This is a genomic window from endosymbiont 'TC1' of Trimyema compressum (assembly GCF_001584725.1).
Lineage (GTDB): Bacteria > Bacillota > TC1 > TC1 > TC1 > TC1.
Window position 1 is genome coordinate 1,158,202 of the sequence record NZ_CP014606.1, and the last position, 12,118, is coordinate 1,170,319.

18 protein-coding genes and 4 pseudogenes are annotated in these 12,118 nt (G+C 31.5%); 11 read left to right on the top strand and 11 right to left on the bottom strand.

Annotated elements, in window-relative coordinates; all coding sequences use genetic code 11:
- Window positions 1–74 precede the first annotated feature (74 nt).
- Window positions 75–746: pseudogene (locus AZF37_RS07260) on the bottom strand (ABC transporter ATP-binding protein).
- Window positions 747–967: 221 nt separating this feature from the next.
- On the opposite strand from AZF37_RS07260, the gene AZF37_RS07265 reads away from it, so the two are divergent.
- The 4 genes from AZF37_RS07265 (at window position 968) to AZF37_RS12445 (ending at window position 2,906) form a co-directional block, all read left to right on the top strand.
- Window positions 968–1,288 (top strand): PadR family transcriptional regulator, encoded by a 321-nt coding sequence (locus tag AZF37_RS07265; protein WP_088370203.1) that lies wholly within the window; start codon window positions 968–970, stop codon window positions 1,286–1,288.
- Entirely contained in the window at window positions 1,281–1,907 is a 627-nt protein-coding gene (locus AZF37_RS07270; RefSeq protein ID WP_088370204.1) for a DUF1700 domain-containing protein, read from the top strand. Before AZF37_RS07265 ends, AZF37_RS07270 begins: the two co-directional genes overlap by 8 nt.
- A gap of 211 nt (window positions 1,908–2,118) precedes the next feature.
- Complete coding sequence (locus tag AZF37_RS12440) at window positions 2,119–2,619, top strand: DUF4097 family beta strand repeat-containing protein (RefSeq protein WP_162473981.1); 501 nt, start codon at window positions 2,119–2,121, stop codon at window positions 2,617–2,619.
- A 41-nt stretch (window positions 2,620–2,660) separates the two neighbouring features.
- On the top strand, window positions 2,661–2,906 hold the full coding sequence (locus AZF37_RS12445) for a hypothetical protein (protein ID WP_281178961.1): 246 nt from the start codon (window positions 2,661–2,663) through the stop codon (window positions 2,904–2,906).
- A gap of 204 nt (window positions 2,907–3,110) precedes the next feature.
- On the opposite strand, the gene AZF37_RS07285 is transcribed toward AZF37_RS12445, so the two are convergent.
- From AZF37_RS07285 to AZF37_RS13410, 3 genes and pseudogenes are all read right to left on the bottom strand, one after another.
- Window positions 3,111–3,437: a GNAT family N-acetyltransferase gene (locus AZF37_RS07285; protein WP_088370207.1), complete on the bottom strand. Its 327-nt coding sequence runs from the start codon at window positions 3,435–3,437 to the stop codon at window positions 3,111–3,113.
- Window positions 3,438–3,452: 15 nt separating this feature from the next.
- Window positions 3,453–3,728 carry a hypothetical protein gene (locus AZF37_RS07290; RefSeq protein ID WP_162473983.1) on the bottom strand — a complete coding sequence of 92 codons (276 nt, stop codon included), beginning with the start codon at window positions 3,726–3,728 and terminating at the stop codon, window positions 3,453–3,455.
- A 232-nt stretch (window positions 3,729–3,960) separates the two neighbouring features.
- Window positions 3,961–4,415, bottom strand: a pseudogene (locus AZF37_RS13410) (class I SAM-dependent methyltransferase).
- Window positions 4,416–4,564: 149 nt separating this feature from the next.
- Between AZF37_RS13410 and AZF37_RS07305 the strand changes: the two are divergent.
- Window positions 4,565–4,879: a DUF4190 domain-containing protein gene (locus AZF37_RS07305; protein ID WP_088370210.1), complete on the top strand. Its 315-nt coding sequence runs from the start codon at window positions 4,565–4,567 to the stop codon at window positions 4,877–4,879.
- A gap of 202 nt (window positions 4,880–5,081) precedes the next feature.
- Entirely contained in the window at window positions 5,082–5,273 is a 192-nt protein-coding gene (locus AZF37_RS07310; RefSeq protein ID WP_088370211.1) for a hypothetical protein, read from the top strand.
- A 566-nt stretch (window positions 5,274–5,839) separates the two neighbouring features.
- On the opposite strand, the pseudogene AZF37_RS07315 reads toward AZF37_RS07310, so the two are convergent.
- Window positions 5,840–6,184, bottom strand: a pseudogene (locus AZF37_RS07315) (HsmA family protein); the annotation flags it as partial.
- Window positions 6,185–6,298: 114 nt separating this feature from the next.
- Window positions 6,299–6,460 carry a zinc-ribbon domain-containing protein gene (locus tag AZF37_RS07320; RefSeq protein ID WP_088370212.1) on the bottom strand — a complete coding sequence of 54 codons (162 nt, stop codon included), beginning with the start codon at window positions 6,458–6,460 and terminating at the stop codon, window positions 6,299–6,301.
- A 336-nt stretch (window positions 6,461–6,796) separates the two neighbouring features.
- Between AZF37_RS07320 and rsgA the strand changes: the two genes are divergently transcribed.
- The gene (gene rsgA / locus AZF37_RS07325) at window positions 6,797–7,891 is read left to right on the top strand and encodes a ribosome small subunit-dependent GTPase A (protein ID WP_088370213.1); all 1,095 of its coding nucleotides are present in this window, start codon (window positions 6,797–6,799) and stop codon (window positions 7,889–7,891) included.
- Between the two features lie 166 nt (window positions 7,892–8,057).
- On the opposite strand, the pseudogene tnpA reads toward rsgA, so the two are convergent.
- Window positions 8,058–8,412 (bottom strand): annotated as a pseudogene (tnpA, locus tag AZF37_RS07330) (IS200/IS605 family transposase).
- Window positions 8,413–8,447: 35 nt separating this feature from the next.
- Here tnpA and AZF37_RS07335 point away from each other — a divergent pair.
- Window positions 8,448–9,107, top strand: coding sequence for an epoxyqueuosine reductase (locus AZF37_RS07335; protein WP_088370214.1), 660 nt, complete (start codon window positions 8,448–8,450; stop codon window positions 9,105–9,107).
- 161 nt (window positions 9,108–9,268) lie between these two features.
- Here AZF37_RS07335 and AZF37_RS12450 read toward each other — a convergent pair whose 3' ends face one another.
- The 3 genes from AZF37_RS12450 to AZF37_RS07350 form a co-directional block, all read right to left on the bottom strand.
- Window positions 9,269–9,397 carry a hypothetical protein gene (locus AZF37_RS12450; RefSeq protein ID WP_281178853.1) on the bottom strand — a complete coding sequence of 43 codons (129 nt, stop codon included), beginning with the start codon at window positions 9,395–9,397 and terminating at the stop codon, window positions 9,269–9,271.
- Window positions 9,398–9,594: 197 nt separating this feature from the next.
- Window positions 9,595–9,873, bottom strand: coding sequence for an N-acetylmuramoyl-L-alanine amidase (locus AZF37_RS07345; RefSeq protein WP_162473985.1), 279 nt, complete (start codon window positions 9,871–9,873; stop codon window positions 9,595–9,597).
- Between the two features lie 47 nt (window positions 9,874–9,920).
- On the bottom strand, window positions 9,921–10,151 hold the full coding sequence (locus AZF37_RS07350; protein WP_172793097.1) for a hypothetical protein: 231 nt from the start codon (window positions 10,149–10,151) through the stop codon (window positions 9,921–9,923).
- A gap of 106 nt (window positions 10,152–10,257) precedes the next feature.
- Here AZF37_RS07350 and AZF37_RS07355 point away from each other — a divergent pair, with 106 nt between their 5' ends.
- The 3 genes from AZF37_RS07355 (at window position 10,258) to AZF37_RS07365 (ending at window position 11,362) form a co-directional block, all read left to right on the top strand.
- A complete protein-coding gene (locus tag AZF37_RS07355; RefSeq protein ID WP_088370218.1) occupies window positions 10,258–10,560 on the top strand; it encodes a LexA family protein in 303 nt (100 codons plus the stop codon).
- A gap of 242 nt (window positions 10,561–10,802) precedes the next feature.
- The gene (locus tag AZF37_RS07360) at window positions 10,803–11,042 is read left to right on the top strand and encodes a hypothetical protein (RefSeq protein WP_088370219.1); all 240 of its coding nucleotides are present in this window, start codon (window positions 10,803–10,805) and stop codon (window positions 11,040–11,042) included.
- 140 nt (window positions 11,043–11,182) lie between these two features.
- Complete coding sequence (locus AZF37_RS07365; protein ID WP_088370220.1) at window positions 11,183–11,362, top strand: hypothetical protein; 180 nt, start codon at window positions 11,183–11,185, stop codon at window positions 11,360–11,362.
- Window positions 11,363–11,374: 12 nt separating this feature from the next.
- On the opposite strand, the gene AZF37_RS10625 is transcribed toward AZF37_RS07365, so the two are convergent.
- Window positions 11,375–11,872: a hypothetical protein gene (locus AZF37_RS10625; protein WP_162473987.1), complete on the bottom strand. Its 498-nt coding sequence runs from the start codon at window positions 11,870–11,872 to the stop codon at window positions 11,375–11,377.
- Window positions 11,873–12,118: the final 246 nt, after the last annotated feature.

Genomic DNA, 12,118 nt, shown 5'->3' on the forward strand with positions numbered 1-12,118 from the left:
TGTTAAAAAGGTTCTACCTTTTCTTTTTTTAAATTTCTTCTAGCAATTTTAACATTTTCTATTACTTTCAACGCTCAACACCCCCCTAACAAATAACCGTCTCTCATATTAAAAATACGGTCACATTCAGATGCTAAATCATTATCGTGGGTAACACAATTAAAAATGTTGTATTTTGCTCTTTATTAATTTTTTCAAAAGACTTAAAACATCCTTACCAATCTTACTATCTAAATTTCCTGTAGGCTCATCTGCTAAAATTACAGGTGGATCAGCTGCTAATGCTCTAGCTATGGAAACTCTTTGTTGTTGATCACCACTTAGCTCTGTTGGCTTATGATTCATACGGTCTTTCAAGCCAACAATCTCCAATGTTGCTTCAGCTTTTTCCATTCTTTCTTTTTTCCCCATCCCTAAAAAAATAAGAGGTAACTCAACATTCTCTTTTGCTGTTAAATAACTCATTAAATTATAGGATTGAAAAATAAAGCCAATATTTTCTGCCTAAAATAACATAATTCTTTTTCAGACATCGAGCTTATTTTACTACTATTAATAAAAATATCGCCTTTTGTAGGCTTCATGAGACCTGCAATCAAATTTAATAAAGTAGATTTGCCCGACCCAGAAGATCCACAAAGAGAAACAAATTCCCCTGGTTCGATTTTGAAATTAATATCATGTAAAATAGGCACCTTCAATTTACCCATAATAAATTCATGATATAGATAATGGACTTCAACCATTCTCCAATTCCCCATTTCTTTTATACTAAATAAAATACTACGTTATTTATGTAAATAATAACAACCTATCATACATTGTAACATTCCTAAAGCAGTGCTACAAGACAACTTTTTACCATATTTCTTTCAATAATGTAAGAAACTTTTAGAAAATCATCAACAATACTATTGACTTTATAATACTATGCATTATATACTATTGTCTAGGAAGGAGAATCAATATGGATAATCAACTTAAAAAAGGGTTTCTCGAAACATGTGTGTTGGCTAATTTAAAAAAAGCAGATTCATATGGCTATAAGATTATTCAGGAGATAACCCCTTTAATAAAAACATCTGAATCAACCCTTTATCCAGTTTTACGGCGCTTAGAAGACAAAAAACTAGTTTCTACTTATTCGAAAGAATACAATGGCCGACTGAGAAAATATTATCAACTAACAGCAACTGGAAATAAAAAACTAAATGAATTTAAAAAAGAAGCAGAGCATATAACGCATATTATGGACTATATTTTAGAGAAGGGAGGCCCTTATGAATAAAGAAGTATTTTTAGAAAATTTAAAACAAAAGATTACATCAATTCCTAAAAAAGAACAATACAAAATGATCTTCTACTATGATGAATATATTTCTGATGCTGTTGAAGCTGGACAGATAGAAGCGGAAGTTATCAATGCAATTGGATCAATTGACTCTCTTGCTGAACAACTACTTGAAAACTATGATAAAGAAAAGGTTTTTACTGAAGCAAAAGAAAAGCCTACATTATCAAACGGTTTTAAAGTGCTGATTGCATTACTAGCCTTATTTAGCGTACCATTAACTATTCCATTAGTAATTTTCGTATTTGTTTTAGCACTTGCATTTATTTTGCTAATTGTCGCAATACTTGTTGCTTTCTTAGCTTCATCCATTGCTTTACTGATTACATCAATTGGCCTAATCGTCACAGCCGTTCAAGCATTAGTCATTGCACCTGGCTATGGCCTAGCCTTATTTGCACCGGCATTAATTAACTTTGGTCTTGGCATATTGCTATTACCAGCTTTAGTAAAATTAGTTCACTTGGCTATTAAGCTCTTTGCATTTTTAGGTAATAAATTAAGCAGTGCAATAAAAAGAAAAGATAAAAAACAAAACAAATTAATTGTAAACTAGTTTTCTTATGCAAATTACTATTAATACTCTAAATAATACTCTAAAAATAAAAAATGAAAGGAACTTAATTATGGAAAAAACCAATTAGAAAAGCTGCTTTTATTGCCCTTATTATAACAATTACTGGTTTTCTACTACTTTTAACCAGCTTAGTTTTTTTGGAAATAATGTTCTGTCTCCCTATAGAGCTGGTAATTATAAAGAAGAAAGTTTGTCATTTACAAAAAAACAAGTTCAAGATATTGATATTGCCTTAGCTTCTAAAAACTTAATAATCAAGGAAGGAACTAATGAAAATGGTAGCTTAAAGTACAGCTATTTTAAAGATGATAAAATCACTTCAAAAATTGATGGCAATACTCTAACTATGAAAGAACAAGAAAAGTGGCGCTTATTTCTTGTTGATATTTCAGGTTTCATGAATTTTCCAACACAAAACGGAACAGAAAAGATTTACGTTGAATTAACATTGTCAAAAGATTCTAATCTAAACAATATTAAAATCAGAACAGCAAGTGGTGATATTTCTATTGAAAATGTTAAAGCCAATGACCTTGCTCTAGATGTAGCAAGCGGTAATATAAAACTGACAAATATCGGAACAACAAACTTAACATTATCATCAGTCAATGGAGACAAAGTATTGAGTAATATTGAAGCAGATTCCCTAAATATAAATTCTGTTAGTGGTAATGTTACAAAAACAATATAAAAGCTAAAGCAATTAAATTTAGTTCTGCCTCTGGTGATTTAATAGGTGATAAATTATTATTTAATACTTTGGATATTGACATGGTGAGTGGCAACACAAAGCTTTTTAATATTGAAGGTAGCGAAAAAGATTACCATATTAACAGTGATATAGTCAGTGGTAAATTATCCATTGATAATAAAAAAATCAGCGGTTTTAGTAGTGAATTAAATAATTCAAATGCAACAAAAAATCAATTAAAATTAGAGGAGCCAGTGGTGATACTTCCTTATTTTTTTTGCAAATGATACATTGTAAATGAAATAGAAGACTTTGGATTAATTCCAAAGTCTTCTATTTCATTTATCAGTTAAATCTAAAATAAAAATACTACCATCCTTATAGGGATGATTAAGGGTTATGGAAACATCTTCAAACCCTACAGCTCTAAAACCATTTCTAATATAAAAATTATAGGATTCTTTTGCTTCATCAGGGGCACTAATGATAATTTAATCCAACTTATTGCGACTAGCGAATTCTAATATTTTACCGTAAAGAATTCCACCAATGCCAACTTTTCGGTAGGACTTCATAATAAAAAAGCGTCTAAAAACACCTCTATTATCCTTAATTTGTAATCCCACAGTCCCAATCACATGATCTTCACTATCCACTGCTATATAAAAACAGCCATTTGCCAAGTAATTATTATAAATATCTAACAAATCTTTTTGTTCTTCTAAGGTCAAACCCATTTGGTATTCTGAATTTTGAATTTTTAAAATCAAACGAATAACTTCATCTTTATACTTCTTTTCAAACATTTTAATTTCCATTGTGAAACCTCCCTGTTATCCCTTATCAGAAGCACATGATAAACATAAATTTGAAATATTAATATGGAAACTAAAACCACATTGCTCATCCATGCTTTCATAAATAGTGTCAATCAATCCAATTATTTTATTTTTTGAACCAAATACTGTTGTAGACATAACACCGATTGAATATTCTAATTCACTGTCCTTAATTAACTCTAAAACAGACTCTATATCTTTCAAATAATCTTTAGAATCAATAGATGAAAAGTTTAATTCCGCTGAAATCACTTTCTCCATAATCCGCATATATAACCGCCTCTTTCTCCATTAATTTTTTCTTCTAAATTGTTTATATCAAGCAAAGATTCATCAATATTTGGGGGAATAAATAGTCCCTTCCTTATTGTTTCAAGATTATCCTTACAAATTCTTTCCATTTCTTTCTCAGAGATAAAAGTGGCATATTTAAAAATTGCAAAAAAACTACTTTCTTTTTTTCAATTCTTCTTCATAAAAATCAAACCACGAGCTATCTTTGTTAATGGTTCCAAAAACAACTGGCCCTTTTTTTTACACTTTCTAACATTAAAGAAATTGCCGTTTCTTTATCCTGCATAAACTCAAGAACTGTATTTGAGCAAACACTATCAAAAGCATCTTTAAATGAAAGCTCTAAAATATCCTTGTTAATAAATGTAATTTTTACATGCTCTTTAGCTGCATTATCTTTAGCTTTTTTAACATTTCCTCCGACACATCAATACCTGTAACCTCACAACCTAATTTAGCTAATTTTATTGAAAAGTTTCCAGTACCACATCCCACATCCAGTATCCGCATCCCTTTTTGAGGTTTAAGTAAATCAAAAGCAATTGCTGTTTCTACAACATCAGCATATTTTCCAAGCTTCATATCAAACCATGCATCATAAATGGAAGCATCCTTATCAAATATTGCCATTTTCACGTCTCCTTCAATTATACAACTATTCATAATATGCCTCTTATTTTACCATGTTTTAATAAATATTCATAATTTTAAGATAAAAACAGTATTGTGAATTAACCCTTAAAATATTTATTATTATAAGAATATGTTATAATAAGTTAGACTCATTTAAATAGACTAAAGGAGACAGTGTTATGGAAAACAAACACACAAATCATAATGAGAATAAACATAATAAAAATAATAATTCAAGATTTGGTTTTTCTACAGCCAGCTTAATTTTAGGCATTCTCGGCTTTTTTCTTGGCTATCTTACACTTGGAATCCCTTTATCATTGTTAGGTCTAATATTCGGCATAGTAGGGATTGTTAAAAAACAAGGTGGATTGGCTATAGGAGGTACAGTAATCAGCTGTATTGGTATTTTACTATCCCTATTTTTTATTATTTTCTTTAATGGTGACCCCTATTACTTTATTAACCAACTAATTACAAAAAAGATTTTTTAACAATATGCCATCAAGCAATAATAACTTCCAAAATAATATGCAACTGATATTGTCTTTAGTGAAATATTTTCAATTCATTAGCTAAATTGCATACAAAATATAAGTAATTAGATTGGAGAAAATAATGATTAAAGTAAAACTTTATAGTGACTTAATATGACCATTCTGTTATCTAATGTCTCTCGTGTTGGAGAAACTCGTTGTGTTGGAGAAACTCGTTAATGAAGAAGATTTTATTAATGCCTATGAAAAACTAGACTTCAAAAGTAATAGAAACCCACACATTACAGACATACCAACAGTGGAAATAAACGGACAATATTACAATGGTCTTTTATCAGAAAATGAACTATTAGCCATCTTAGAGAAACACAAATATTTCAACTTAGAATAACAAAGAACACTTCAATTTTGAAGTGTTCTTTTAACTTACTTATTCTACAAAGTCTCTTAATAATTCCTCCGCTGCTAGTCGTACTTGATATAATAGCTATAGAAACAACTGCTCCGGAATAAACAGAACTACCAGAGAAATATAAATTATCTAAATAGGAATAATTATTTTTAGGTCTATAACAATTGCTTTGAAGTAATGTTGGCTTTAAACCAAAACAATCGCCATTATACGCATTGCATGGTTATCTCTAAACTTTTTTGATATCATCACAATTCTTCGAAAATTATATAGCTTTCAAGATTATCAATTTTAAGAATAGAAGCAATTCGCTTTAGAATTTTTTTCTAATTTTCCGAGTCACTTCCTGAGCCTACGATAAACCCATTGAAAGTTCTGGCACAGGAAATAATGCATAAATACCATCTTTACCTTCAGTAGCCACAGAGTCATCAATTTGAGAAGGACTATATAAATACAAAGGAAAAAATTTCTGTAAATACTCCTTTAAAAATATCCTCAATATTCTGATTAAAATCCTCTATAAAGTATCTTACATGCCCATTCCCATAGAAACCACCTATACTATAAGGGATTAACCAAACTAGCCATACAATTATACTAAGCTTATGAAATTTTGATTGTTTTTCTTAATAACATAGGTTGCCCATACAGCATGAATAATCATTAAAACAATAGCTAAAACGCCTGTTGTACCGTGAATGCCACTAAATCCTTCATTTTCATTTGCAATAAAAGACATAAGAAGGTCCCTGTAGTATCACAAGACAAACCTAGCCAAAAACGACCACATACCAAGGTTTTAGAACTTTTTGAATACGTTCACTCCATACACCAACTGTGTAAAATAATAATGCTGCAGTAATAAAAATAATAGCGAATAATAACATAGCAAACCTCCATCATAAATTTTATTAATTTTAACATATCCAATTAATAAAGTCTATCTCACAGACTTATTCCCAACAAATAAAGAGAGCTTTCGCTCTCTTTATTTTCAATTATTAACCGTTGTAATTGTTACGTCTTTGTTTGTTCAGTCTTCTGCAATCTGGGCAACGCTTAGGTTCGTTTGTAAAACCTTTTTCAGCGTAAAACTCTTGTTCGCCTTGAGTAAAAACAAAATCAGCGCCACAATCAGAACATTTTAAATTTTTATCTTCCATATTAACTACCTCCACTATTATTTGGATCACTCTTCTAACCCGTCTTTCTAATAGTAGAAATATTGATATAAAATGGATACCTTTATACTATTGTAGCATATAAATATATGTAACACAACACTATTCTCACATTAAATTGCTCTACAACTCAAGTCTCCTAGATTTATTTTGTATCTTCACTACTACATGCTATAATTAATCTATTATATCTAAGAAAGAATTTGATTTGATGATGAATAAAACAGAACTGCCAATTGTAAAGCTCCTGGAGGGCATTGAAAATTAAATAAATCAATCTCCCTCCAATATGGACTTACTATTAACATTGGAGGAAAAATGAACTATTTAAAATTAAAAGAATATGGTCTTACTGACTGCTTGAAACAAGAAAGCACACTTTATAACAATATGTATCTCGCTCGAGTGACAGAACAACATTGTAGCCTTTACAAGGTAATGAGCGAAAAAAATGAGATAATTGCACAAGTATCTGGGAAGCTTATCCATAATGCACAGAATTCTGAGTCTTTTCCAGCAGTCGGAGACTGGGTAATGATTGATAGAAACCACAATCAGGGAGGAAATGGTATTATCAACCATATACTTAGTCGAAAAAGTATTTTAGCTAGAAAAGAACCTGGCTCAACTAATAGAAAACAAGTGATTGCAACGAATATTGATTTAGTATTCCTTTGTATGTCACTAAATGCCAACTTCAATTTAAGACGCATGGAAAGATACCTCTCATTAGTGTGGGATAGCGGAGCAATGCCTGTAATAATATTGACAAAGTCAGATTTATGTAAGGATTTAGAAAATAAAATTGCAGAAGTTAAAAGTGTTGCTATAGGCGTAGATATTGTTGCTTTTTCAGCACTAGATAATGACGGCTACTGCTACTTAAAAGATTATTTTAAAAATGAAAAGACAGGTGCTTTTATTGGTTCCTCTGGCGTAGGAAAATCCACATTAATTAATACCTTGCTAGGTAAAAGCTTGTTGGCGACAAAAAATATTCGGGAATCTGATGATAAAGGGCGCCATACTACCACTCATCGCCAACTACTTCTACTCCCCAATGGTGGTATTGTTATTGACACACCAGGAATGCGGGAATTGCAACTTTATAACAGTAATCTTCCCAAAGCTTTTGAAGATATTGAATCCTTGAGTGGTCAATGTAAATTTAATGACTGCACCCATACAAATGAACCACAATGCAAAGTAAAGGAAGCCATTGCCAATGGCACTCTATCGAAAGAACGGCTTGCAAACTATCAAAAGTTGCAAAGAGAAACCCTTTATGCCCATTTGAATTCGCGACAGTTAGAACAAGAAAAAATTAACAACATGTTTGGTAGCAAAAAAGAAATTAAACAATTCAAAAAACACTTGAAGATTAAGTCAAAAAACAATCATAACCACACGTAAAACGCGTGGTATGCACTAGCCCTATAAGGGCATTTTGCCCGCAAAATGTCTAAAAAGATACTCTGAATAAGTCCGTCAACTGCTTTGCCATTTCAGATTGCCCCTGAAGGGAGGGGCTCTAGCTTTTTTCTAGGCCAAACAGATCTATAAATTCTTTGATACTTAACTAATCGCTCACTATATCTTCTTGAATTTGATTCCGGATATATTCCTCAATCCGTTCCACTGTGTCTATGTAATACCCCTATTTTCGACTGCCATACTTATATTTTAAATTGGCATAACGATCGAATATCATCAAGGATGTTTTTCCCTTTAGATAACCCATGAATTGAGATACACTCAGCTTCGGCGGGATACTCACCAGCAATATAGATATGATCTGGACAGGCATTTGCTTCTAGTATCTCTACACCTTTTTGTGCACACAACTTTCTTATAATTTTTCCTATGTCCTGCTTTATCTTTCCATAAATTGCTCTCCTTCTATACTTTGCTACAAATACAATCCATGATATAATCTAAATAAAAATTATTTGCGATTGGACCGATAATTATGAATACTCTACATAGTGAATTAATAAAAATTTGTAATAGTTACCCAGATGTTTTATTTGGATTTTCCCACACATCATTTAGCGATTATAAAGATCAATACAAAAGTTATATTGTATTAGCTGTACCACATTCAATATCTTTAACTTTAAATTCCTACTCTGAAAAGCACTTCGAAAAACTAATTAATGAAACACGCAAAACCATTGACAATATAAACAACAATTTAAAGACTCTTTTTGACTCGTTCAAAGTACAATATGAATTCCCGCCTATTGCTCAATCAAGTGAAGAAACACTTCTTGCACCTTTTTCCTTTAAATATGCAGCTGTAAATGCCAGTTTAGGTTGGATTGGTAAAAATGATATCCTCATTATAAATAAATATGGTCCACGTGTTAGGCTGTCTGCCGTTTTGGTCAATTGTGATTTACCTATCAGTACACCAATCTTAGAAAGTCAATGCCCAAAGGACTGCTTTAAATGCATTAATGCTTGTCCTTGTCATGCCCTCACAGGTAATATGTGGAATATTAATTCTCTTCGTCATGATCTAATCGATTATTTCCTTTGTAATAAAATGAGAAGTGCATACATTAAAACTCATAATCGTAAAAATTCATGTGGACTGTGCTTTGTTGCCTGCCCAATCGGTTTATAAAATTCTTGCATAATAAAAAGGACTCCTATATCAAGAATATGGACATAGGAGCCGTCTGTCATTCCTCTATACTTATGTACAAACTTGTTGTCTAGGGTTATCATGTTCCTCTTTCCAAAATATGAATTGTGTTCCCTCTCTAAAAGACGGTTCTGGCAAGCCTAATACTTTCTCTTACCATCATTTGTTGTAGTCCAGTGTTCAGTAACATTAGCCCAGTTCAATATCTGTCTTCCACTCTCATTTTCTTCCCATCCATGCACTACATTCCTAGACTTTGAACAGTCCATAACCGTTCCTGAAGTTAGATTTTTCAAGATATATGAGCCATCTGGAAGTATATACAATTCTTCTACCTGCGCTGACAAAGGAATAGCTATGGTGTCGGTTTAGGCGGTTCATGTTTAGGTGCCACAGGCTCCTTAATTAATTGACCAGCCTTCTTTCACGCATCAAAGCGCTTGCCAACTACTCACAAGCCTCGGCTCTATAAGAAGCATTCGACATTAAATCTGCATCCTTTTTTATTATCTACAAATCCAAGCTCCAACAATACTGTTCTATTATTCGTTTCTCTCAACACATATAAGTCTCCTGCTTTTAATCCCCTATTAGCTAATCCATTCTTGCTTGCTACTGATGAACAGGCATTGTATACTGCATGACCTAAGCTTGCTGTAGGACTATTACTCCAGTATTTTGTATAAATATCCAGTGCCCCCTCCTTCATTTGCATGTATACTAACAAGCAACCAAGGTTTGCCATACCTATTAGCCTCATTGACAGGTACTGATAAATCAGTATTTTCATCATTACCATCTTTTAAAACAAATAATCTCCACCCCTAGTCTTGCTATGGCATTTGCTAACTTGGCATAAGTTATATCCACTTCTCTAGCATGACCAACAGTACCTGGATTTATGTTGAGTTTCATGAGTGCAAAATCTACCACTGCAATTAATGTTAATTCTCCACATTTTTTTAGAATGCTTTTAAAGGTGATAAAAAATAAGAGCATTGCTGATTGACGAGGATTTATCACAAATAAAACTATCTGAAATTGCAGGATGCAGCAAAATTCCAGCTTTAGGAAGAATAGCCACAGGAATATCCATTGAAGCCCATGAAAAATTATTGGCTGGGAAGCAATGAGTAAAAACAGAGAATACTTCGCATTAAAAGCATTTAGTAATAGCATGTACCCTAAGATTGAAGATGGTGATATGTTAATTGTAAGAAAACAACCTTCTTTTGAAAACGGAGAAACAGGAATTGCAATTGTCAATGGCAATGATAAAACAATTAAGAAAATCAAAATAGATGAAACTGGCATTATACTCATCCCATTAAATATGATTGATTTTGAACCAATCTTTTACAGTTGTGAAAAGGCTAAAAGTCTGCCAGTTCAAATTGTAGGTAGAGTTGAGGAAGTTAGAAAAACTTTGTAAATATAATTATATTAGGAGGAATATAAAATGAAAAAGATTGTTATATTATTAGGTGTTTTAATAGCTTTATCACTTGTTGGCTGTGAAAAAAACTGACTACAAATCTGGGTTAGATAATTATATTGCAGGTACAAATGAGTCTTACGAAGAATAGGAAAATCTCTGTAAAAAGTCAGAAAAAGTCTCCATTGCGTACGATGATCTTGAAGAATACTCTATGTTAAATACTAATAACCTAAAAAATGAAACTCCAGTTCAAAATTCTAAAAATCCATTCTTCTAATTATGATTCCGTAGACATTCTCGCAATGCAAAAAAATAAGGGGAACGGAGGATTTGAAACAACATTGTACAAAAATATCATAAACTGGAAAGATATAGAAGTCGGTGATGAATTTACTGGATATGCAGTGGGTTATGCTGGTATTGGTCTTTCAAACCATCCAGTCAGTTTGACCGTTCCTATTTTTGTTAAAGAATAGTTATTGATGAGGTAAGAGGATTGAAAGTAAAGTTTTAAGGAGAAGATATAAAATGCAAAAAACAAAAAATTAAGATTTGATCGATCTTGGAAGTTTCTGTTTTGGAATGACTAGTATACAGCCAACCTATTTTTTAGTATTTGGGTAGTACCATAACTATTTCAGCATTTGTTCTAGGTATTATTGTAGCTATACTGGCTATAATATTAGGTGTTACTTCAATTGCTAAAAAGAAAGATAGTAAAGCTTTAGCTATTGTTGGAATTTTTTTAGGGATAATTAGCATTATTACTGTCTTAATAGTCGGGCGGCTTAGCTAAATATAAAAAGATTCACCTCACAACATTGCAATAATTAATGGTAATGAAAGGACTGTTAAGAAAATTAAAATAGATAAAACTGGTATTACACCCATTCCATTGAACATAGTTGATTTTGAACCAATCTTTTATAGTTATGAAAAGGTTGAGAGCTTGCCTGTAAAAATTGTAGGCAGAGTTGTAGAAGTTAGAAAAACTTTGTAAATTAGTTAAAATATCTATACCTGTAATATCTGTTAAGCCTTGAGAATTAAAATCACAAAATGTAGTATTTAACACATTACTATCCATCAAATCATTAACAGTTTTCCCAAATTGATTTGCAACAACCTCTGCAGTATGAGAATTAGGGAATTGTTGTGCAAAAGTAACTTGACCATTAGTAATAGTTACATCTTCTGCTTTTAAGAAGCTATTTTGGATTAAACTTAAGCTAGTTAATAAAATAGTTATTAATAATATTCTTATAATAATAGCTTTCTTTGACACAGAAATAGTCTTACTTTTCATGATTTCACCTTCTTCCTAAAATCAATACTGTCATTTTTGTTAATATATTGTACCAATGCGTCATATCATAATTTATGTTTGTCTGTCAATAATGATAAGCGATATGCGTTTAAATAGGTGTAAAAATATTTAGTTAATAAGCCTAAAATAAGAGCTAGAAATTAATTTAACTCTTTTGCTTGTCGCTTATCTGTATAGTCAAACTCCTCAAGCTCATTACCTAGGGAGTATTACCATGAAAAATTT

Coding starts and splice junctions, on each gene's coding strand:
- AZF37_RS07265 (WP_088370203.1), top strand. CDS start 968: ATGGATAATCAACTTAAAAAAGGGTTTCTCGAAACATGTGTGTTGGCT.
- AZF37_RS07270 (WP_088370204.1), top strand. CDS start 1,281: ATGAATAAAGAAGTATTTTTAGAAAATTTAAAACAAAAGATTACATCA.
- AZF37_RS07285 (WP_088370207.1), bottom strand. CDS start 3,437: ATGGAAATTAAAATGTTTGAAAAGAAGTATAAAGATGAAGTTATTCGT.
- AZF37_RS07290 (WP_162473983.1), bottom strand. CDS start 3,728: ATGCGGATTATGGAGAAAGTGATTTCAGCGGAATTAAACTTTTCATCT.
- AZF37_RS07305 (WP_088370210.1), top strand. CDS start 4,565: ATGGAAAACAAACACACAAATCATAATGAGAATAAACATAATAAAAAT.
- AZF37_RS07320 (WP_088370212.1), bottom strand. CDS start 6,460: ATGGAAGATAAAAATTTAAAATGTTCTGATTGTGGCGCTGATTTTGTT.
- rsgA (WP_088370213.1), top strand. CDS start 6,797: ATGAACTATTTAAAATTAAAAGAATATGGTCTTACTGACTGCTTGAAA.
- AZF37_RS07335 (WP_088370214.1), top strand. CDS start 8,448: ATGAATACTCTACATAGTGAATTAATAAAAATTTGTAATAGTTACCCA.
- AZF37_RS12450 (WP_281178853.1), bottom strand. CDS start 9,397: ATGGACTGTTCAAAGTCTAGGAATGTAGTGCATGGATGGGAAGAAAAT.
- AZF37_RS07345 (WP_162473985.1), bottom strand. CDS start 9,873: ATGGCAAACCTTGGTTGCTTGTTAGTATACATGCAAATGAAGGAGGGG.
- AZF37_RS07355 (WP_088370218.1), top strand. CDS start 10,258: ATGAGTAAAAACAGAGAATACTTCGCATTAAAAGCATTTAGTAATAGC.
- AZF37_RS07360 (WP_088370219.1), top strand. CDS start 10,803: ATGAAACTCCAGTTCAAAATTCTAAAAATCCATTCTTCTAATTATGAT.
- AZF37_RS10625 (WP_162473987.1), bottom strand. CDS start 11,872: ATGAAAAGTAAGACTATTTCTGTGTCAAAGAAAGCTATTATTATAAGA.